This is a genomic window from Tsukamurella hominis (assembly GCF_965137015.1).
GTDB classification, from domain to species: Bacteria; Actinomycetota; Actinomycetes; order Mycobacteriales; family Mycobacteriaceae; genus Tsukamurella; species Tsukamurella hominis.
In genome coordinates this window covers 25,705-43,325 of sequence record NZ_CBCRZG010000014.1, presented here as the reverse complement: position 1 = coordinate 43,325, position 17,621 = coordinate 25,705, and the positions used below count along the sequence as shown (strand labels likewise).

Genomic DNA, 17,621 nt, shown 5'->3' with positions numbered 1-17,621 from the left:
TCGCCGATGGTTCGCGGTGAGCCACGGGCACGCCGCGCACGGGGTTGCGTGGGGTGCATCGATCTCGGTGCGCTGCTCCTTCATGCAAGTTATTGTGCGCGAAAAACTCCAATTTCGCAAGGTTTTTGTGCGCGAAAAACTCGCCTCGAACGCGGCGGCGCTGGGGCTGGCGAGCGCTCGTGCACCGCGGTGCGTCAGCCCGTGCACCGTCGGGCGGTTTGCGCGGGGCGGCGGGTTACCGTCGGCGCCGAGGTGGACTTTGTCACCACGCTCTCGACCGGTAGAATTCGATCCAGGTAATTCCGCGTGTGTGACTTCGACACTGCCATCGGTGAGAAGCCTCCACACCCGACTGATAGGCCCCGCGCATGGACGAGCAGCTGCAACTCGGATTCGACGACGTCGAGCCCGAGGCCTTCCCCGAACGCACCGCTCCGGCGACCGCAGGGGACGGCTGGACTGGCCCCCAGGTCTGCCAGCTCGCAGGCATCACCTACCGCCAGCTCGACTACTGGGCCCGTACCCGGCTGGCTGAGCCGAGCCTGCAAGCCGCCGCCGGCTCCGGGAGCAAGCGGTTCTACTCGTACCGCGACATCATCGTCATCAAGACGGTCAAGCGGTTCCTCGACACCGGGCTGAGCCTGCAGAACATCCGCACGATCGTCGGGCAGCTCGCCACTCTCGGCGTCGATGACCTCGCTGCGGCGTCCCTGTTCAGCGACGGCACGACCGTGTATCTCGTCCACACCGCCGAAGAGATCGTCGACCTCCTCAACGGCGGCCAGGGAGTCTTCGGCCTCACGCTGCGATCCCTCGTCGCCGACACCGACGCGCAGCTCCTCCAGCTGCCCGGACAGCCCGTCGGCGCCACCTCCGGTCCGGTGGTGCGTGACGAGCTGCAGGCGCACCGCGAACGTAAGCTCCGCACCGCCGGATAGCGGAGTACTCTCGCCGGTGCGGGCAGAGCTTCGGTGCTCACACCCGCGTGTTGCGGCCAGAGATCTCGGGCTCACAGCTGCGGCGCTCAAGGGCGGGTATCCCACACAGGGGTGCCCGCCCTTCGTCGTCGGGTGGAGGGAAGAGCAGAGGCTCACGGGGGCGTAGCGGCCATCGTCACCAGCTCGGCCACCAGCTCGCCCAAGCGGTCGACGGCTGGGCTGTCGAGCTCTCCGCCAGGGCGATAGACATCGCGGCGGATCTCAATCATCAGGCCTGTGACGCGGCGATCGGCGGCCCGGTAGTGCTCAAGCGGGATGTAGCAGCCCGCGTACGGGGTATTGATCTCGACGGAGTACCCAGCGTCGCTGAACAACCCGCGGGCCGCGGCCGTCAGCGCGGGCGGCGTGTGGAAGTCATCGGTCCCGAGGCAGACCTGCGGCCGCGACGCTGCAGGTTCCTCGAACCCTGACGGAGTCAGCGGATACGAGTGCAGGTCAAGCACGACGGCGTGGCCGTGCTCCGCCAGCGCCGCTGTGACGAGCTCATGCATGGCCGCAGCGTGCGGGGTGAAGTACTCGGCGAGGAGCGCCTGGCGGTGCTCGGCGCTCGGTGCACGCAAGGGGAAGCCGCGGCAGGTGCGGGTGTAGACGGCGCCTCGCCCAACCTGGTCAGCCGGATCAGCATCGGGGAACCGCTCCGGATCGATCACGAGGCGGGAGAACGGATTGAGCACCAGCGACGGAGCGGAGAGCGCCCGGGAGGCCGCGCCGCGGGCGATGCGGTCGGTGGCCCAGTCCGTGGCCTCCTCGAGCTCGGCGGCCAGGTCGTGATCGTCGAGCAGCAGATCGCGCCGGACCGCCGGCGGGATGTGGGTGCCGGCGTGTGGCACGTGCACGATCACCGGCGACGAGGAGTTCGCGACGATGCTCGGGCCGGGGGAGCGGCCCAGCTCCACCGCGGCGCGGGCGATCGCGTCGAGGCGATCGGCAGGGAGGCCGGCGCGCCGAAGGTCCGCGACGGTGCGAGCGATGCTGGTGACGGGAAGTCCGTTGATCGCGGTGACGGCGTCCGCGGTCAGGGTCGGCGCGTGGTGCAGCGCGATACCGGTCGAGCGCGTGCGATGAGGCCGGTTGACGCTCACGTCGACCGGTTCACCCGGCGCGGCGGGTAGGAGGCCGTGCGCGACTGCGGCGGACAGATGCGAGATGACGACGGCGGTGGTGTCGCCTCCGTGGCGGGCGGCGATGGTCAGCCACGCGGCGCGCAACGGGTCGAGCGTCGGATCGACGGGTACGCCGGCGATGCGGTAGAGGCCCTGCGCGCGTCGGATGATCGCGCCGCGGCGTTGCCAGCGGCGCAGCATCATCGCGTCGGCGCCGGCGCGCTCGGCGTCGCGGGTGGTGAACAGTCCCCACTGGGTGGCCGCGCGGTCGGCCGTGGCGGCGTAGGCGGCATCTCCCAACGAACTCACCGCACGATCCTATCGCTATCGACGGGTAAGTGTGCAAAACTTGTCAGTGGGTGCTCATACAGTGATCCTCATGAGCACGCCGAAGCGCCTCCGCACCATCGTCGAACTGGCCGAAGCCCAGGGCTGGACCTACGGCGAGACCGCCGACGGGCACCCTCAGCTGGTGCCACCGGCCGGGATGATCAACCCGGCCACAGGTCGCCTCGCCCCGCCCGTCTCGTTCGCCAAGACGCCGTCCGACGTGCGCGGAGATCGCAACTCCATTGCCCAACTCCGTAGACTGGGCCTACAGGTCCCCCACAAGGGGCACACGAAGAAGAAGGGAGCACGCTGATGCCGACGCTGTACAGCGTGGAGCTGCGAATGCCTGCGGTGCCCGACGGGCAGTTCGGGCCGCTGCGTGCCGCCCTGGACCTGATGCCGAACGCCGCGCTGCTCGAGGATCCCGTCTCGCCCACGATCGTGGTGCCCGTAGACGCTCCGACCCCGGCCCGCGCCCACCTGTTCGCCGAAGCGGTCCTCGCCATCGCAGGCATGGCTGCTGCCGAGGTGACCGTCAGCGAGATCCAGGACGACGACATCGACTACGCCGCGCTCGGCATCACCGACGACAGCGTGGTCACCGACGCCGAACTCCCGCCCGAGGTCCGCAAGCTCCAGCAGTGGGTCCAGTCCCTGCCTGCCGCCGTCTGAACCAGATGATCCGCCGCGCCGCCGCCCGCGCCCGCTGGGCGGTCAGTGACCTCCGGATCGCCCGGCGGACCCGTGCCGCGAGCGAGCTCACCGAAGACCGCAGCACGGGAGGCGGTTTCCAGCCGATCGCCGCACTGCCGCTCACCGACGCGGCGATCGGCGCGGCGATCGCCAGCATCCGAACTCGCGCCGGCATCGCCGTCGACGACGCCGCCCTGAGCGCCGCGATCGACGCCGAGCTTCTGCACGCCGTCGAACGGGGCCAGACCGCCTGCACGGTCCTGATCCTCGACGCCCTGGTTCGAGGGCTCGATAGCACCGTCGACGAGGTGCTGCGGATCGCGCACCTGCGCGTAGCCACCGACCAGCTCTGCCGCGCCGACGACGTGGTGTAGCCGCGCGTCCTCGCCGCTTAGGTCGCGGTGAGTAGCCTCGCCGCACCCCACAGCGACGGAAGAGGCCGCCAGGGCGCAAGGTCATGCCACACACGGCCGATCTCCATCCACAGTGCCGGCGGGTGCTGGCGAAGGCCCGGATGCGGTGGTTGACGCCGCCCCAGGGCGGCCCAGCTAAATCCGAGCTCGCGCAGCCACGCTGCACCTTCGAGGCGGCGCGCCTGGTCGGCGGTCCAGTCGATGCTCAGCCGATCGCAGGTCAGGCGTCCCCACTCGGCGTGGGGGAGGACGTACTGCTGGCGCGACACCGACAGCACCGCGGCGGCGGTCGCCGGGAGAGGGCCGGCGGTGAGCTCGCCCGCGAGGGCGGCGTTGGTGCTGAGCCAGCGGGTCTCGGTCGGGGTGATCATGCCGACGGTCCGTGCGGTCGGCGCCGCTGCGGTGTGCGCCCACGCGCACGGCGTGCACAGCCGCCGCATCCCGTAGGGCCATTGATCGAAGCCGGTGAACTGCTCGCTGACGATCACTGCCGACCGCGCCGTCTCGCCGGCATCGCCGCAACGAGCGCACGGCTCGGCGTCGACTCGCAGAGGCACGCCAGGCAGGGCGGGGCGTCCGGCTGCGCGCCAGGCGGCAGCTGCAGGATCATCGCGCATGCGACCACGGTATTCGACATAGAATGATTCCGTCGCGCGGCTGCGCGCGCATGAGGTGGAGACGTGGAGGTGAAGGTGTCAGTGCGCAAGCCCGACGAGGGCCAGTTGCAGCTCCGCGAGAACGACCTCCCGCCCCGCTGGGACGGTGAGCTCGTCCTCTGGCAGGGCTGGCAGTGCGAGCTCGAGGCGGTCGCGATGTGCCCGCCGCCCCGCTCGCCGATTCGCTGCACGGTGTGCCGCAGCACGGCCGCTCCGCTGTCCAACCGAGGGCTGATCTGGCATGGCATGAGCGCGAGCGAGCGCCGGCCACCGCGCGCTCCAGATGCGATGCTCGTGGCGTTCCGTTGCCCGGGCTGCGAACACGACCACGTGCTCGACGGATTCGGGCCCAGCGCACAAGCATGGGATCTTGACCCGTCCGACTACTCCGACAACGGGTCTCGATGGCCATGAGCGAAGCCGGCGTCTACACGGCGACCGACCTACGACTGCGCCGTCGCGCCCTCGGGCTGACCACACGCGAGCTCGCTGACCTCGTCGGCAAGTCCCAGGGCAACCTCTCCGCTGCCGAGAACGGCAGCCGGCCCGTCACCGCGGAGCTGATCGGCAAGGTTCGGGCGGTCGAGGAGTGGGTGCTGCGGCAGTACCAGATATCCCTCGGTGTCGCCGCTGAGCGGGCGGAGCCGATCGTCCTGCAGCGGTTGACCGCGGAGCAGTTCGCTGCCGAGTTCCCGCAGGCGCGGACCGATCACGCCGCGCTCCCTGTTGCCCTGTACGACCTGATCCTCGCGCGTGTGGCTGCGCAGCTCGACCGAGGTGGTGTGCGCGTGCGCATCGCGGAACCCTGAGGTACCTGGAGGATGTGCTTGCGTCACTCCCCGCGGTCGGCATAGAATAATTCCACAATCGTGGCGGAAGTCGCCGCGGTCCACCTCACCCCGAGGAGCTCCACGATGAACAGCACCATCGACTCCGTCAGCGAAGTCGCCGCCGGCGCGACGATCAGCGTCACCTACGAGGGCATCGGCCCCGACCCTGACACGGACCGCATCTGCCCCCGTTACAAGCTCTCCGTGGCCGCAGCGAGCCACATCTACAGCGACTCGGTCCTCATCTCCGACGAGACGGATCTGCCCGACGACCTCGAGTCCCTCCTGACCTTCTGGTTGCGCGAGCTCGCCGCAGCGGCGGTCGCCGTTCCCTGGATCCGCACCTGGGCAGCGACGGCGCGCTCCGTCCTCGACGACCTCATCGCTACCCGTGCCGGAGCTGATGCGCGATGAGCCGCCCCGTCGAGCTGCGCCTCGTGGGGGCGCGCAACGCGCGCACCAATCGCGCCCTCGCCGCGCTGCTCACCGCGACCAGTGCACGCATCGACTTTCCGCCCAACCTCGCCCTGGTGAGCATTCCCGTCGGCGCTGATCCGAAGGTGCTCATCAAGCACCTGGACGTGCTCAACGAGGTGCACGGAGCGCCGGAGAAGGGCAATGTCGGTGCGGTGCGTCAGACTGCCTACGACGAGACCATCTCAGCAGGACAGGAGCCGTAGCCGTGGATCCCACCCAGCTCGCCATCGCCGGCGTCATCATCGTGGTCGTGATCTCGGCGATCTCTGCCGCGATCAAGTTCTTGACGCGCCTGTTGACCAAGGTCATCACCATCGCGCTGATCGCGGCCGCGGGCACCTTCGGCGTCGGCACGACCGCCGAGACGTGTGTGCTGCCTGGGGTGAGCCAGACCTGCTCGGCGCCGGCGACAACGACGGGAGGTGCGAAGTGACGGCCGATTTCGACGCGGATGAGTTCGAAGCCGCAGCCGCGAGGGCCGCCGCGGACGCGGAGCGGATGCTTGCTGCCGCCCGCCCGCACATCATGCTCGTCGCCCCTGACGGCGTGTGGTGGAGCGACCGCAAGGCCGGGCCGCCCGTGCAGAGCGTCGGGGAGCTCGCCAACTACGTCAACCGGATCTTCGACGCGAAGTACCTGCAGCCGACAGGGTGGTTCACCGACTACGTCGACGAGAAGGGCAAGGAGCGCAAGAAGTTCGTCGGTGAGCCCCCGCAGGTCTGGGTCATGGGCGAGGAACTGCTCACACGACTGGGATGGTGGAACGACCGGGAACAGGGCGATGCCGAGACCGACGCCGCGTTCGTCGATCGGACGCGTACGGAGTTCGCCGAGCAGGTCACCGCAACCTTGGATCCGTTCCTCGGATCGGGGTGGGAGATCCTCGGCCGCCCGGGCTACTACATCCAGCTCAAGCGGCAGGTCGCGAAGATGCAGTGGTACCGCATCAACCTGGTCATCGACGCCATGGCGTGGCTGCCAATCGCCGACGACGAACGGATGGAGTACGGCATCGTCGGAGTGGCCGGGAAGGCCGGTTCGGAGCTTCCGGACGACGACACAGACGCCCGTGTTGAACTGACCCGCCGCCTGGCCTGGAGCATCGAACATCTCGCGACACTGCCCAGCCAGGTGCCCTCGTCGACGGGTGCGACCGTGCTGGACATGGAGATCGCCCGCAAGAAGCGCCGCGATGACATCATCGGCCAGCCCACGCCGCTGCCGGTCCTGCGCGGCATGGCCGAGGCGGACGCGGAGCCGGAACCGACGCAGAAGTGGACGATCAACTACGTGCCGATCTCGATGCTCGGGACCGCCGGCCGCGGCGACGTCGATGGGATCTTGGAGATCGACCAGACTGCCTCGTTCCTCGCCAGCGCCGGCGCGGTCAACGTCGGCTACGGCAAGCAGTTCTTCCTCGAAGGAGACGCCGCCGTCGCCGCGGTCCTCGACCGCGAGGACAAGGCCGCCCCGGCCGGGCTCTACCAGGTGACCCTCCCTGCAGGACGGGAGCTGGTGATCACCAAGGGCATCCCGGACGCGCGCGTGCGCGACCTCGACAGCGAGGATCCCGGCGCGGGCGGTGCCTACCTCCCCTGGCCGCACCCGCGGATGCGGGACGACGAGCCCGTCACTACCTGGGTCACCGGCCCCAGCCTGGATCTGCTGCGCGAGCCTGTAGACCTCGGCGGCGCCGGTCTGGATCTCGACGAGCTCGGCCTCGAGGCGGCGCACGTCTGGGAGCACGAGACGCGCATGCTCATGGGCTGGCAGAAGCGTCTGGCGAAGGCCCGGAAGACCGCCGTCGAGACCAGGGATGTCGCGATGGAGGACTACATCAAGTCCATCTACCGCGGCTACATCGGCCGACAGAAGTACCAGAGGAACTGGGATTTCGAGCCCAAGCGACACCACCACCAGCCGATCCTGCGGGCCTCGATCATCGCGCACGCCCGCAACCGCGGCCGCCGCTGGGCCGCCCGCCTCGGAGCCGAGTACGGCCGCTGGCCCCTCTACACCGACACCGACAGCTGGTTCTACCCCTTCTACGACGACGAGATCCTGTGGGGCGAAACCTGGGCCACCCGACTGGATCACCCGGAACCCCTGCGGGCATCGGGAAGGACCGGCGCCTTCGTGGTCAAGCGCTACGCCCGCACCGCCGACATGGACTCCGAGCACATCGCGGCCCTGCTGAACGCGACGACCTCGCGCGAGGTGTCCGAGGCCCTCGCACTGATCCTCCCCAAGCCCGCCGCCGACGATGACGACGAGGAAGAGCCTGAGCTGGAGGTGAATTCGTGAGCCGCATGGCCCGAGGCAAGAAGCGCAAGCCTCTCCCCAAGCCAGTCGACAGCGGCCAGCGGGGCCCCGGCCGGCAGATCAGCGACACAGCAGTCGCCGGCGAGCTGCAGAACAGTCTCGAAGACACGCTCGGCTACCGGCGGGTCACCGGCGAGGGGCTCAGCGACGCCGAGCTGAAGGAACGCCACGCCGACGACGTTCGGCGCGCCCTGCGATCGCTCACGGACGAGGAGATCAACGCCGCCATCGTCGCCGCCGGCGGTACAAAGCGCAGAGACCGCACCCTCCGTCGGTGGCGGCAGCGCGGACAGATCCCCGCCCGCGTCGTCCCTGCGCCCGACGATGGCAAGCCCCGGCCGAGCGTCGAGGAACTGGTGTATCGGCGTGCTGCGGTCAAGGAGCTCGGCGGCGTCGACGAGGCCGCGTCCAAGCTCGGACGCAAGAAGCGGTCCGTGCAGCGCTGGATGACCGGGGAGACGAAGTCGTTCAGCAAGGAGGCCAAGACGACGATGCACAAGCATCGGGTCGTGACCGCCGCGCGACGGCACGCCGTCGCACCGAAGAAGCAGGCCGCGGCGAAGACGCCGCCGAGGGCAACAAAGGGACACCCCGCCGCACCGAAACCGGCCCCGCCGGCACCGAAGTTCCGAGTCACGGGGATGTTCGCCGTCGTCGACGACGGCAACGAATACCCGGCCCGGTTTCGCACTATCGATATGACGACCGTCGGGTGGCCGGAGGAAGATGTCGATGCGCTGCTGTTCGCGGTGCGCGAAGATGACACCGCCAAGGTGCAGGAGCTGATTGAGCGTGCTCTGACCGAGCGGTACATGCAGGGCGCTCACGACCATGAGTACAACGAGAACAACCACATGCGGGTCGAGTCGATCGAACGCATCGACTTCTACTTCGAGGGAGGAGGAGAGTGATGCGTGCAACCGACACCTCGCCTACCGTCGAAACGGTGAAGGCCTACACCGGCGCCGACCTGCAGGCCAGGCGCACCGCGATCGGCCTACTCGACCTCGCCGTCCTCCCGCGGCTGCTCGACATCCCCCCAGCGCTCATCGCCCGGTGGGAGCGCGGCGCCGGGCACCCAGAGCAGATCGAGGCCGCGGTGCGCCAGATCGCCAAGCTCGAGCGCCGTGCGACACGGATCGCCGACGGCCTCCTCACCCAGTCCCTCGAGACCGGCGAGATCATCACCTTTCGCAGCGACGCCGACGTCGCGGAACACGCCGGCTTCCCGGTCGCCTCCGTTCACCGTGCGATGGCCGCCCGGGCCGCGCAGCAGAACCCGGCAGCGACGGTGTTGGTGCACGGCCTGACCGACGCAGGAGAGTCCACCCGCGTGGAGAAGTCGGCGCTGCTCGTGCGGCTCAGCGCGCTGGGGATCAGCGGCAGCGCGGCCCACGCCACGATCGGCGTCCACTACCGCGTCCTGCAGCGCTGGCTGGCCGGCAAACCCGACCTGGTGATGTTCCCTGAGCACCTCGAGCGCCTCGCCGAGATCGAAGAGGCAGCGAGCGCCCACCGCGCGATGCTCGCCGCGAAGATCGGCGATCACGGCGCGGTCCTGTTCGCCCAGACCGACGCCGATCTCGAACTGATCGACCCGGGATCGCGGATACCGCTGATCACACATCACACGGTCGCTGGTGAGCTTCTGGCCGGCGACCCCGAGGCCCGGGCGGCATGGGTCAGCGATCCACGCCGGCACCGGGAGGACTGAACCGAGGAAGGCGCTACCGTGGTTCCCAAATCCAGCGTCCGCCCGAACCGGGCGCGCGTCATCGACATCGAGGGCGGCGTCGTGCCCGCGGCCCGCGACCTCAAGGCAGCCGCCGAGGTCAGCCGGGAGCTGCTCGACGAAGCCACCGTTGCCCGGGTGCACAACGAGCTCGCCGACCTCGCCCGCGATGACGACCAGACCCTCACCCGCGCCACCCGGGACCGCGACCGCGCCACCCCACGCGACGCCGCGCCCACGGTGGAGGAGATGTCGAGCCGGCTGCGGCGAGAACTCCCTGAGGACCCCACGGCGTTCCGTCTGGGGATCAGCGGCCGGCAGCGCAAGATCCGCTCTGCAGCGAAGAACCGCGTCATGGCCAAGGCCCCGATCAAGCAGACGGAGGCCATCGAGAAGCTCCTCGGTGACGAGGACCCCACCAGGTGGCGCAGCATTCAGGCTCAGCTGCACGGCGCGCACGGCAACGTCCAGGACCTCGAGCCGGACGACCGCCGCGAGGTGCAGCGTCTCGATCGAGCGATCCAGTCCTACGAGCGCGAGAACGACCGCGACCACGTCGTCTACTTCGCGGTCCGGATGCCCCGCACCATCGACCCGATCCTGAACAAGAAGGACCTGCCGGCGACGATGCGGGAGGGGGAGCGGGCGACGCTGGACCAGTTCACGCTCGCCGCCCACGACCCTGCTGAGCTGCCCGGCAATGATGACGGGCGCTACGTGATCGTCGAGATGGTCACCAACCGCGGCCTCTACCTGGGCCGCTCCGACACGATCGCCGACTCGACCCATCTGTTGCCCCGCGGCATGGACATCGAGTTCGGCAAGGCAGCACAGGCGCCGGTCTTCTCCGGCGTCCAGGTCGGGCGCCGGATGGTCGTCCAAGCCCGCGAGCGTAAGCCCATCCACGAGGGCGCCGCCCGCTCCGATGACCCATGGGGCGATACACCGCAACCGAATCTGTTTGACGAAGGGACGAACTGATGTCCGAGGATCGCTGGGTAGTCCACCCGAACCGCTTTCAGGAGCCGGTGCTGATGCGCCCGAACTCGATGGGGCGTAGCGCCTCGATCGCACTCACCGGGGCCACCTCGGAACACGGAGTCGACCGGCCCGACATGAGTGAGCCGTGCCTGGCGGTGCTGCCGCTGCCCCAGCGATACCGCCGGCGCCGCACCGCAGACGGGAACATCGTGATCGAGGGCGACAGCTGGTGGGAAGTGGTCGGCACAGTGCTGGCACTGGCGGCGACCGTCGACCCGGCGGCGGCCGAGTTCGGGATCAAGTTCCCCTGGGAGGAGCACTACCGGTGGTGGGACGGCACCACCACCGCCGAGGACCTGCTCGCCGGCCCCGCGGCCGCCGCCCTGATCACCCCGTGGCTCGAGCAGATCTTCCCCGACGCGACAGGTTCGTTCGAGCTGATCGACAACCGCGCCCTCGCGCGTGAGTCGTGACCCGGGGCTGGACCTGGACCAGCTGCGCGGGATCCGCGGCCGGCAACGCCTGAAGGCCGGCTGGGGTGCTGCGCAGCTCGAGCGGATCGCGCAGCACCTCGACGAGCACGACGGGTTCGTCGCATGGAGCGGAGGGAAGGATTCGACCGCCGTGGTCGACCTCGCCCGGCAGGTCGACCCGCACATTCCGGTCGTGGTGTACGACTCGGGCCTGCTGTTCCCCGAGACGATCTCGTACATCCGGCAGTTGACCGACCGGTGGCAACTGAACCTGCACCGCATCAAGGCGGAGCCGGACCTGCTGACCATGCTCGCGGCGGGCGGAGGTTTCAACCATGACAGCCCCGACCAGCCGTTCATCGGGAAGCCCGGAGACATCCTGATCACAGAGCCGGCCCGCCGCGCGCACGAACAGTTCGGTAACGGCTCGATGTGGGGCGTGCGGTCCGCAGAGGAGCCGGCGGGCCGGGCGCACCTGTATCGCACGGCGCTCGCCGCCGCGGGGCGCGCGCACCCGGAGCTCACTCGTGCCGAGGTCCGGGCGCGCTTCGGTGGCACCGTCGAGCGCCTCGACGGAACTGTGACGTACGGGCCGATCTGGGACTGGAGCACCCCGCAGGTCTTCGAGTACTTGCGCGGCCGCGGGATCGAGCCCAACCCGCTCTACCGCAAGCTTGAGGCGGTCGGCGCGCCCGTCGGCCGGATCCGGGTGGACTCGATCCTCGATGCCGGGCATCTCGCGCACGGCGAGATGGCCTGGCTGCAGAAGGGCTGGCCGACGCTCTTCGACCGGCTCGCCGAGGTGCTGCCGCGCCTGCGGGAGTGGACCTGACCGCTCAGAACGATACTTAGAAGGCCGGACTAGAGCGTGATCGGCCTCCACTGCGGCGCCGGCAGCTCGCGCAGGTACTCACCGGCTAGGACGTGCTCGACGTCGATCGGGGCGATGGCCGCGACCAGAGGGTGGCCGGCCTCGCCGGTCTCGCGCGCGGGATGCCGGCGTACCTGGTCCCGGCGCGGTTCGGCATGGGCGATGGTGACGATCGCCGACGGCGGCACGGTGAGTTCGAAGACCAGATCGCCGTGGGTGTTCTGGCGCTGGAGCGCTCTGGTGCTGCCGGCGCGCCAGGGCTCGTTGTAGCAGGCGACGGCGTTGGGGCGCGCTGTGCGGCCCGCGCTGGCGAGAAGGAACCGCCGGAAGGTGATCACCGGCGGCAGGTCGAGAAGGAGCGCCAGGTCCTGCGAGAGCAGCCCGAAGCGCAGCGCGGCCGACCAGGCGACGGCGCGAGCGCGGGGCGTCTGCTCGATCCCCGGTCGCTCCGGCATCCAGCGCAGGCCCTCGCGCAGGTCCTCGTCGCCGCAGGCGGTGATCTTCGCGGCGAGGGCCGCCTCGAACAGGTGCAGGTGGTCGGCGGAGCCGAGCGAGTTGAACGTCAGGTCCGCCTGGTAGCGCGCGAGCTCGGCGGCGTCGATGTCGTCGCGCTGCGGGTCCAGCGGCGCGCGGGCGGCGAACTCGGCCTCGAGGCGCCGGCGGTCGAGGGACACCGCGAGCAGCGCGAGGTGGAGCAGCTCGAGGTGGTCGTAGCGGTCCTGGGGCTCGACACCCAGCAGGCCGTGGACCGTCTCCGGCGCTTCCTCCCAGGGCTGGTCGCCGGCGGCCCAGCTGGTGAGGGGCCTCCAGTGCGCGGTGCGGGCCTGCCAGTCGCCGGTGCGGGCGTAGCTGGGGCGATCGGTGGTGGACATGTGGCCTCCATAGGGGTCGACGGTGCGCTCAGGCCGGCGCACCATCGCACGAGGTGCCCCGCGGCGGGGTGTGCGGCGCGGCTACGCCAGGCCGGCGGATGGCCGCCCTACGCCGCGGCGCTCTCGGCGATCGCCGGCCCGGCCATGTCCAGGAGCAGGGCGCGGGTCGCCTGGACGTCGCCGAGCGCTCGGTGGGTGCCGCCGAGGCGGCGGTACCGCCAGCGCAGGCCGAGCCAGGTGGATCGCTCGACCATGGCGCAGTCCCACCGCTCGTAGTCGGTCAGCGGGGTGTGCAGGCGCCAGCGGTCGGCCTCGAAGACGACGCGCCCGTGATCGAAGGCGGCGTTGTACGTGATGCAGACGCGGCCGCGGCATACGCGCTCGAGGTGGGGGAGCAGCTGCGGGAAGGTGGGCGCGCCGGCGGTGTCAGCGTCGCTGATGCCGTGCACGCGCTGGGCTTCGCCGGAGATCGGTGCGCACGGGTTGATCAAGGTGTCGAGGAGGATCTGGCCGGTATCGGCGGCGATGACGGCGACCTCGCACACGGCGCCGTCGAAGCTGCACGTCTCGAAGTCGAGGATCACCGCGGTCTTCGGCGTGAGCATGCGCTGCGCCCAGGCGCTGGGTGCAGCGCCGCGTCGGGGCCAGGTGGTGTTCATGGCGTCGACGATATGCGAGCGCACCGACAAGTCCAGGCCGCGCGCCGGCCGCGCCGGGCGGGCACCGGCAAAGACTTCTCCGATTGTCTTCCACCCTCCCAACCCGCCGTGGGTGGGGAGGGTGGAAAATGCGGTGCTTTCGGTGGGTGGTCGAGTATCGAATAGTGCTGGTGGACAGCGTTATTTGTCGGTCGTGGTCGCTATACTGGGGCTATGGGTTCGGTAGTCGAGCCTGGTCCTTATCCCGGTTGTCGGGGTGGGGTGTTCGGTCTCTGGATGGAGGATGACATGGCTGATCTTGGTACGTCGGTGACGGTGTTGGATGCGGCGGGCAGGGCGCAGGTTTCGGCGCTGCTGGTCTCCGATCCCGGCTTCGGTAAGACCTCGTTGGTGACGGCGCTGGCGCAGGCCGATCAGGTGCCGATGCAGGTGCTGATCGGGTCGCAGCGCGATCCGGTCGAGGTGGGCGGCTGGCCGTGGATGAATCACGACACCGGCGTGGTGACGCGCAGCGTGCCGGATTGGGCGGGGCCGCTGATCGCGGCGAACGGCGGCTACCTGCTGCTCGATGAGCTGAATACGGCAAGTGCGGCAACGCAAGCGGCGATGCTGACGGTGGCGTTGGAGCGGGTGGCAGGCTCGGCACCGTTGCCCGATGCGGTGCGGATCGTGGCGGCGATGAATCCGCCCGACCGGTCTGCGGGTGGTGTGGAGTTGGCCGCGCCCATGGCAAATAGGTTCCTGCACATTGATTTCGAACCGACCGCCGCCGAGTGGCTTACCGGTATGCGCGGCGGGTTCGTGACCCCGGCGTCGCGGGCGGTCTCTGCGGACCCGGCTCGGATCGCGGAGGAAGTCGGCTTGGTGACGGCGTTCATCGAGGCCCGCCCGGAGCTGTTGCACCGGCTCCCGGACAACGAGGTCGATGCGGGGCGTGCGTGGCCCTCGCGGCGGTCGTGGAGGGCCACGGCGCAGGTGCTCGCGCGGCTGCGGCCCGACGATGCGGCTGCGGTGCAGACCGCCGTGTTCGGTCTGGTGGGCGACGGTACGGGCAGCGAGTACGTCGAGTGGCGCGCAGCGCTGGACCTGCCGCCGGTGCTGGACGTGCTCGCGGACCCGTCGGTGATGGACTGGGAGGGTGCCCGCCCGGATCAGGTGTGGGCGGTGCTGTCGGCGGTGACCGCGTGGGCGGCGGGCCAGGGGAGCCAGTCGGCGTGGATCGAGGCGTGGGGGCCTCTGGTGGCTGCTGCCACGGGCGGTGCGCCCGACGTGGCCGGTGCGGCGGCGCGGTCGCTGGCCGTCTCGCGCCCCCCGAAGGCGAAAGTTCCTGCGGCGGCGCGGAAGTTCCGTGACGTGCTGATCGCTGCCGGTCTCGACACGGAGGCGGCGGCGTGAGTGGCGAGCTGCGGGCGCTGACCGGCGCGGAGTGGCGGCGGCTGCGCCTGGCGCGGATGAACGCCGTCGAGCAGATGCCGTATTTCGCGTCCGCCGTGTTCGCGATGGTGCCGGTGGCCTACCCCGGGCTGGCAACGTTTGCGGTGGACCGGTATTGGCGGCTCTACGTCGATCCGGCGCTGCTGGAAGAGGGCGGGGCGTGGTCGATCCCCGAGGCCGGGGCGGTGCTGCTGCATGAGGTAGGGCACCTGCTGCGCGAGCACGGCGTGCGGGTGGACGGACTCGACGCCCCGGTCTCCCGGCTGCTGTGGAATCTGGCCGGTGACGCCGAAATCAATGACGACCTGCTGGCGGCGGGACTGGGCCTGCCCGAAGGATGCGTGACCCCGCAGTCGCTCGGATGCGAGGCGGGGCACGCCGCCGAGGTCTACTACCGGGAGCTGGTCGGCTCGGTACCGCCCGAACAGCGCGGCGACCCGGCACAGAGCGGCGCGGCGGGCACCGGGGACGGTGCCGGTGCGGGGTGCGGCTCCGGTGCTGGGGACGCGCCGCTGGCCGGGGAACTGCCCGAAGCTGCTGACTTGGGAAGCGGTGCCGGATTGTCCAGCGCGGCGGGCGAGTTGGTACGCGTAACGGTGGCGCGGGCGGTGCAAGAAGCCGCGATGCGCGGCGGCACGGATCGGGGCACGGTACCGGCGGGGATCGCGCGGTGGGCGACGGCTGCACTGACCCCGCCCGTGATCCCCTGGCAGCGGGTGTTGCGGGCGACGGTGCGGCGCAGCGTGGCGGACATGGCGGGGCAGGTCAAGCACTCGTTCACCCGCCCGAACCGGCGCGCGCCGCGCGGTCTGCTGCTGCCGTCGATGCGCGCGCCGAAGCTGACCGTAGACCTGATCGTGGACACGTCCGGGTCGATGGGTGACGGCGACGTGGCGGCGGCGCTGTCCGAGGCGGCGGCGGTACTGCGGCAGGCGTCGGTGAACCTGGTGCGGGTCACCTGCTGCGATGCCGGGGCGACCGCGCCGCGCCCGGTGCGGTCGATCCGGGACGTGCAGGTGATCGGCGGCGGCGGCACCGACATGCGGGTCGGGATCGACGCGGCGCTGGCCGCGCGGCCCGCCGCCGACGTGATCGTGGTGCTCACCGACGGGGGTACCCCGTGGCCTGCGCACCGGCTGCCGGTGCCGCTGATCGTGGCGCTGATCGGCAAGCATGCGGTCGATTCCGCCCCGGACTGGGCCAAGACGGTGCGCGTGACCCCGGCTCCCACTGCTGCCGGTGGGCGGTGGGCCGCATGACCGCGAAGGCGGCGCGGGCCGCGTTCGATGAATGGCTCGACGGCGCGCTCGCGGGCAGCGGGTGGACGGCGGCGACGGTGCGCGGTGCCGCTGCCCGCCCGGACGGCTCGGTGACCACGGTGGCGCTGGCCGACGGGTTCGCCGCCGCCGCGCGGGCGCTCGCGGTTGCCGGGGGTGCACGGTGAGCGGGGCACTGTTCGACGCGGCCCTGCGGGTCGCTGCCGCCGACGCCGGGACTCCGGTAGCGCGGCTGCTGCATGTCCCGGTGCTGGTGCGCCCCTGCGCGGTGGCGGTGACCGCGCGCCGTGCCGGGAAGGGCGTGCGGGTGCAGGCTATCGGCGCTGACGGAACGGTGCACGAGGGCGTGGGCGCTGCCGGTCTGGCCGCGATTGCTACGGCGGCGGGCGGGCCGGTCGATGCGCTCGCGGTCGGCCCGACCGGGGTGCTTTCGGACGCGGTGACGCTGCCGCTGCTGGCCCGGTTGGCAGGCCAGCACACCGACCCGGCGCGGGAGGGCGCGGCGGTGCTGGCCGGTTCGGCGGTCGCGGGCTGGTGGTGCGAGCGCGCCGATCACCCGGGATCGGGCGCGGTGTGCGAGCTGCTGCCGACGACCCGGCAGCGGTGGGTGCTCGGTGTTGTTCCCGGGCAGGACACCGCCGCGCTGTGGCGGCGGGCACTGCGGATCGGCGGCGGCACGCGGGCGGCGCTGCGCTGGCAGCGGGCAGTCACCGCCGGTACCGTGCTGCCGGGACTGGGCGTGATTGCGGCGGATGATGATTGGCTGTTGGAACGGTACCGGGATTCGGTGGACGCGGGCCGGTCGTGGCAGGTGCCCGAGTCGCTGGGCCTGGCGGCGCAGCGCTTGCGGTCGCGGTGCGATGCAGCGGACGTGTATGCCGCCGCGCTGCTCGAAGATCCGATCTGGCGGGCGCGCAGTGTGCACACCGGGCACGTCCTGGCCGGGACGGTCGCGGTGGGTGCGGCGTCCGGGCAGGGCAGGGTCCAGGTCGCGGCGCAGCGGCTCGATACCCGGCTGCGCGTCGGGTCCGAGGTTGTGGGCTGGGCCGGTGCGCCTCTCGATCCGATGCCGGGGCCGGGGGACCGGTTCACCGGGACGGTGACCGCTACCGCCGTCGAGCACGGCACGTTGGTGGTCACGGTCGGTGGTCTCGGACGCAGCGGCTACCGCCCGACGGCGAGCGAGCCGGTGACGGTGATCGGTGCTCCGCCGTCGCCGTCCACGATCCGGTCGGCGCGGATGATGCTCGCGCGGCTCTACAAGCGCCGGTTCTCGTGGCTCTCGCAAGGCGCAACCCCGGAGCCGGTACGCCGTGACGTGCCGCTCGATGTGCTGATCGCCGCCGCCGAAGACGATGACGAACCGGCCACGGCGGGGCCGACGATGCGAAAGGGAACCTGATGCGCACGATGCCGAAGAACCTGCGGCGCAGCACTACCGGTGCCGCGACCGCGCCGGGGGCACGCCCCGCCGCTCGGACGGCCCCCGCGCGCGGGAGC

Annotated in this window: 23 protein-coding genes; 19 read left to right on the top strand and 4 right to left on the bottom strand. The window is 70.7% G+C overall.

Annotated features, from left to right (window positions below):
- Nucleotides 1-368: 368 nt before the first annotated feature.
- Nucleotides 369-938 carry a MerR family transcriptional regulator gene (locus ACM9LD_RS16930; RefSeq protein ID WP_415677736.1) on the top strand — a complete coding sequence of 190 codons (570 nt, stop codon included), beginning with the start codon at nucleotides 369-371 and terminating at the stop codon, nucleotides 936-938.
- 152 nt (nucleotides 939-1,090) lie between these two features.
- Here the strand turns inward: ACM9LD_RS16930 and ACM9LD_RS16925 are convergent, their stop codons facing one another.
- On the bottom strand, nucleotides 1,091-2,410 hold the full coding sequence (locus ACM9LD_RS16925; RefSeq protein WP_415677735.1) for an N-formylglutamate amidohydrolase: 1,320 nt from the start codon (nucleotides 2,408-2,410) through the stop codon (nucleotides 1,091-1,093).
- A gap of 70 nt (nucleotides 2,411-2,480) precedes the next feature.
- On the opposite strand from ACM9LD_RS16925, the gene ACM9LD_RS16920 reads away from it, so the two are divergent.
- From ACM9LD_RS16920 to ACM9LD_RS16910, 3 genes are read left to right on the top strand one after another with little or no spacing between them, the layout of a single operon-like run.
- Nucleotides 2,481-2,744, top strand: coding sequence for a hypothetical protein (locus ACM9LD_RS16920; RefSeq protein ID WP_415677734.1), 264 nt, complete (start codon nucleotides 2,481-2,483; stop codon nucleotides 2,742-2,744).
- Entirely contained in the window at nucleotides 2,744-3,103 is a 360-nt protein-coding gene (locus ACM9LD_RS16915; protein WP_415677733.1) for a hypothetical protein, read from the top strand. Before ACM9LD_RS16920 ends, ACM9LD_RS16915 begins: the two co-directional genes overlap by 1 nt.
- 5 nt (nucleotides 3,104-3,108) lie before the next feature.
- Nucleotides 3,109-3,498 carry a hypothetical protein gene (locus ACM9LD_RS16910; protein WP_415677732.1) on the top strand — a complete coding sequence of 130 codons (390 nt, stop codon included), beginning with the start codon at nucleotides 3,109-3,111 and terminating at the stop codon, nucleotides 3,496-3,498.
- 17 nt (nucleotides 3,499-3,515) lie between these two features.
- On the opposite strand, the gene ACM9LD_RS16905 is transcribed toward ACM9LD_RS16910, so the two are convergent.
- Complete coding sequence (locus ACM9LD_RS16905) at nucleotides 3,516-4,154, bottom strand: hypothetical protein (protein WP_415677731.1); 639 nt, start codon at nucleotides 4,152-4,154, stop codon at nucleotides 3,516-3,518.
- A 63-nt stretch (nucleotides 4,155-4,217) separates the two neighbouring features.
- Here ACM9LD_RS16905 and ACM9LD_RS16900 point away from each other — a divergent pair, with 63 nt between their 5' ends.
- The 11 genes from ACM9LD_RS16900 (at nucleotide 4,218) to ACM9LD_RS16850 (ending at nucleotide 11,840) form a co-directional block, all read left to right on the top strand.
- Nucleotides 4,218-4,607, top strand: coding sequence for a hypothetical protein (locus ACM9LD_RS16900; RefSeq protein ID WP_415677730.1), 390 nt, complete (start codon nucleotides 4,218-4,220; stop codon nucleotides 4,605-4,607).
- Nucleotides 4,598-5,002 (top strand): helix-turn-helix domain-containing protein, encoded by a 405-nt coding sequence (locus ACM9LD_RS16895; protein ID WP_415677729.1) that lies wholly within the window; start codon nucleotides 4,598-4,600, stop codon nucleotides 5,000-5,002. The genes ACM9LD_RS16900 and ACM9LD_RS16895 overlap by 10 nt, the downstream gene beginning before the upstream one ends.
- A gap of 105 nt (nucleotides 5,003-5,107) precedes the next feature.
- Complete coding sequence (locus ACM9LD_RS16890; protein ID WP_415677728.1) at nucleotides 5,108-5,437, top strand: hypothetical protein; 330 nt, start codon at nucleotides 5,108-5,110, stop codon at nucleotides 5,435-5,437.
- On the top strand, nucleotides 5,434-5,703 hold the full coding sequence (locus tag ACM9LD_RS16885) for a hypothetical protein (protein ID WP_415677727.1): 270 nt from the start codon (nucleotides 5,434-5,436) through the stop codon (nucleotides 5,701-5,703). Before ACM9LD_RS16890 ends, ACM9LD_RS16885 begins: the two co-directional genes overlap by 4 nt.
- A gap of 2 nt (nucleotides 5,704-5,705) precedes the next feature.
- Entirely contained in the window at nucleotides 5,706-5,933 is a 228-nt protein-coding gene (locus tag ACM9LD_RS16880; protein WP_415677726.1) for a hypothetical protein, read from the top strand.
- Nucleotides 5,930-7,804, top strand: coding sequence for a hypothetical protein (locus ACM9LD_RS16875; protein ID WP_415677725.1), 1,875 nt, complete (start codon nucleotides 5,930-5,932; stop codon nucleotides 7,802-7,804). Before ACM9LD_RS16880 ends, ACM9LD_RS16875 begins: the two co-directional genes overlap by 4 nt.
- Complete coding sequence (locus ACM9LD_RS16870; RefSeq protein WP_415677724.1) at nucleotides 7,801-8,733, top strand: hypothetical protein; 933 nt, start codon at nucleotides 7,801-7,803, stop codon at nucleotides 8,731-8,733. Before ACM9LD_RS16875 ends, ACM9LD_RS16870 begins: the two co-directional genes overlap by 4 nt.
- Nucleotides 8,734-8,768: 35 nt before the next feature.
- Nucleotides 8,769-9,536 (top strand): hypothetical protein, encoded by a 768-nt coding sequence (locus tag ACM9LD_RS16865; RefSeq protein ID WP_415677723.1) that lies wholly within the window; start codon nucleotides 8,769-8,771, stop codon nucleotides 9,534-9,536.
- An 18-nt stretch (nucleotides 9,537-9,554) separates the two neighbouring features.
- Nucleotides 9,555-10,535, top strand: a complete 981-nt coding sequence (locus tag ACM9LD_RS16860) for a hypothetical protein (protein WP_415677722.1) — start codon at nucleotides 9,555-9,557, stop codon at nucleotides 10,533-10,535.
- A gap of 134 nt (nucleotides 10,536-10,669) precedes the next feature.
- Nucleotides 10,670-11,008 (top strand): hypothetical protein, encoded by a 339-nt coding sequence (locus ACM9LD_RS16855; protein ID WP_415677721.1) that lies wholly within the window; start codon nucleotides 10,670-10,672, stop codon nucleotides 11,006-11,008.
- Nucleotides 10,998-11,840, top strand: a complete 843-nt coding sequence (locus ACM9LD_RS16850) for a phosphoadenosine phosphosulfate reductase family protein (protein ID WP_415677720.1) — start codon at nucleotides 10,998-11,000, stop codon at nucleotides 11,838-11,840. The genes ACM9LD_RS16855 and ACM9LD_RS16850 overlap by 11 nt, the downstream gene beginning before the upstream one ends.
- 29 nt (nucleotides 11,841-11,869) lie before the next feature.
- Here the strand turns inward: ACM9LD_RS16850 and ACM9LD_RS16845 are convergent, their stop codons facing one another.
- A complete protein-coding gene (locus ACM9LD_RS16845) occupies nucleotides 11,870-12,751 on the bottom strand; it encodes a hypothetical protein (protein ID WP_415677719.1) in 882 nt (293 codons plus the stop codon).
- Nucleotides 12,752-12,858: 107 nt separating this feature from the next.
- The gene (locus ACM9LD_RS16840) at nucleotides 12,859-13,410 is read right to left on the bottom strand and encodes a 3'-5' exonuclease (RefSeq protein WP_415677718.1); all 552 of its coding nucleotides are present in this window, start codon (nucleotides 13,408-13,410) and stop codon (nucleotides 12,859-12,861) included.
- Nucleotides 13,411-13,698: 288 nt separating this feature from the next.
- Between ACM9LD_RS16840 and ACM9LD_RS16835 the strand changes: the two genes are divergently transcribed.
- The 4 genes from ACM9LD_RS16835 to ACM9LD_RS16820 are packed head-to-tail and all read left to right on the top strand — an operon-like array spanning nucleotide 13,699 to nucleotide 17,523.
- Complete coding sequence (locus tag ACM9LD_RS16835) at nucleotides 13,699-14,805, top strand: AAA family ATPase (RefSeq protein WP_415677844.1); 1,107 nt, start codon at nucleotides 13,699-13,701, stop codon at nucleotides 14,803-14,805.
- Complete coding sequence (locus ACM9LD_RS16830; RefSeq protein WP_415677717.1) at nucleotides 14,802-16,103, top strand: vWA domain-containing protein; 1,302 nt, start codon at nucleotides 14,802-14,804, stop codon at nucleotides 16,101-16,103. The genes ACM9LD_RS16835 and ACM9LD_RS16830 overlap by 4 nt, the downstream gene beginning before the upstream one ends.
- Nucleotides 16,100-16,288, top strand: a complete 189-nt coding sequence (locus ACM9LD_RS16825) for a chemotaxis protein (RefSeq protein WP_415677716.1) — start codon at nucleotides 16,100-16,102, stop codon at nucleotides 16,286-16,288. The genes ACM9LD_RS16830 and ACM9LD_RS16825 overlap by 4 nt, the downstream gene beginning before the upstream one ends.
- Nucleotides 16,285-17,523 (top strand): hypothetical protein, encoded by a 1,239-nt coding sequence (locus tag ACM9LD_RS16820; RefSeq protein ID WP_415677715.1) that lies wholly within the window; start codon nucleotides 16,285-16,287, stop codon nucleotides 17,521-17,523. The genes ACM9LD_RS16825 and ACM9LD_RS16820 overlap by 4 nt, the downstream gene beginning before the upstream one ends.
- Nucleotides 17,524-17,621: the final 98 nt, after the last annotated feature.

What these genes read in the sequence shown, in the direction of transcription:
- ACM9LD_RS16930 (WP_415677736.1), top strand. Translation starts at nt 369, where the DNA reads ATGGACGAGCAGCTGCAACTCGGATTCGACGACGTCGAGCCCGAGGCC.
- ACM9LD_RS16920 (WP_415677734.1), top strand. Translation starts at nt 2,481, where the DNA reads ATGAGCACGCCGAAGCGCCTCCGCACCATCGTCGAACTGGCCGAAGCC.
- ACM9LD_RS16915 (WP_415677733.1), top strand. Translation starts at nt 2,744, where the DNA reads ATGCCGACGCTGTACAGCGTGGAGCTGCGAATGCCTGCGGTGCCCGAC.
- ACM9LD_RS16910 (WP_415677732.1), top strand. Translation starts at nt 3,109, where the DNA reads ATGATCCGCCGCGCCGCCGCCCGCGCCCGCTGGGCGGTCAGTGACCTC.
- ACM9LD_RS16905 (WP_415677731.1), bottom strand. Translation starts at nt 4,154, where the DNA reads ATGCGCGATGATCCTGCAGCTGCCGCCTGGCGCGCAGCCGGACGCCCC.
- ACM9LD_RS16895 (WP_415677729.1), top strand. Translation starts at nt 4,598, where the DNA reads ATGGCCATGAGCGAAGCCGGCGTCTACACGGCGACCGACCTACGACTG.
- ACM9LD_RS16890 (WP_415677728.1), top strand. Translation starts at nt 5,108, where the DNA reads ATGAACAGCACCATCGACTCCGTCAGCGAAGTCGCCGCCGGCGCGACG.
- ACM9LD_RS16885 (WP_415677727.1), top strand. Translation starts at nt 5,434, where the DNA reads ATGAGCCGCCCCGTCGAGCTGCGCCTCGTGGGGGCGCGCAACGCGCGC.
- ACM9LD_RS16855 (WP_415677721.1), top strand. Translation starts at nt 10,670, where the DNA reads ATGAGTGAGCCGTGCCTGGCGGTGCTGCCGCTGCCCCAGCGATACCGC.
- ACM9LD_RS16845 (WP_415677719.1), bottom strand. Translation starts at nt 12,751, where the DNA reads ATGTCCACCACCGATCGCCCCAGCTACGCCCGCACCGGCGACTGGCAG.
- ACM9LD_RS16840 (WP_415677718.1), bottom strand. Translation starts at nt 13,410, where the DNA reads ATGAACACCACCTGGCCCCGACGCGGCGCTGCACCCAGCGCCTGGGCG.
- ACM9LD_RS16835 (WP_415677844.1), top strand. Translation starts at nt 13,699, where the DNA reads ATGGCTGATCTTGGTACGTCGGTGACGGTGTTGGATGCGGCGGGCAGG.
- ACM9LD_RS16825 (WP_415677716.1), top strand. Translation starts at nt 16,100, where the DNA reads ATGACCGCGAAGGCGGCGCGGGCCGCGTTCGATGAATGGCTCGACGGC.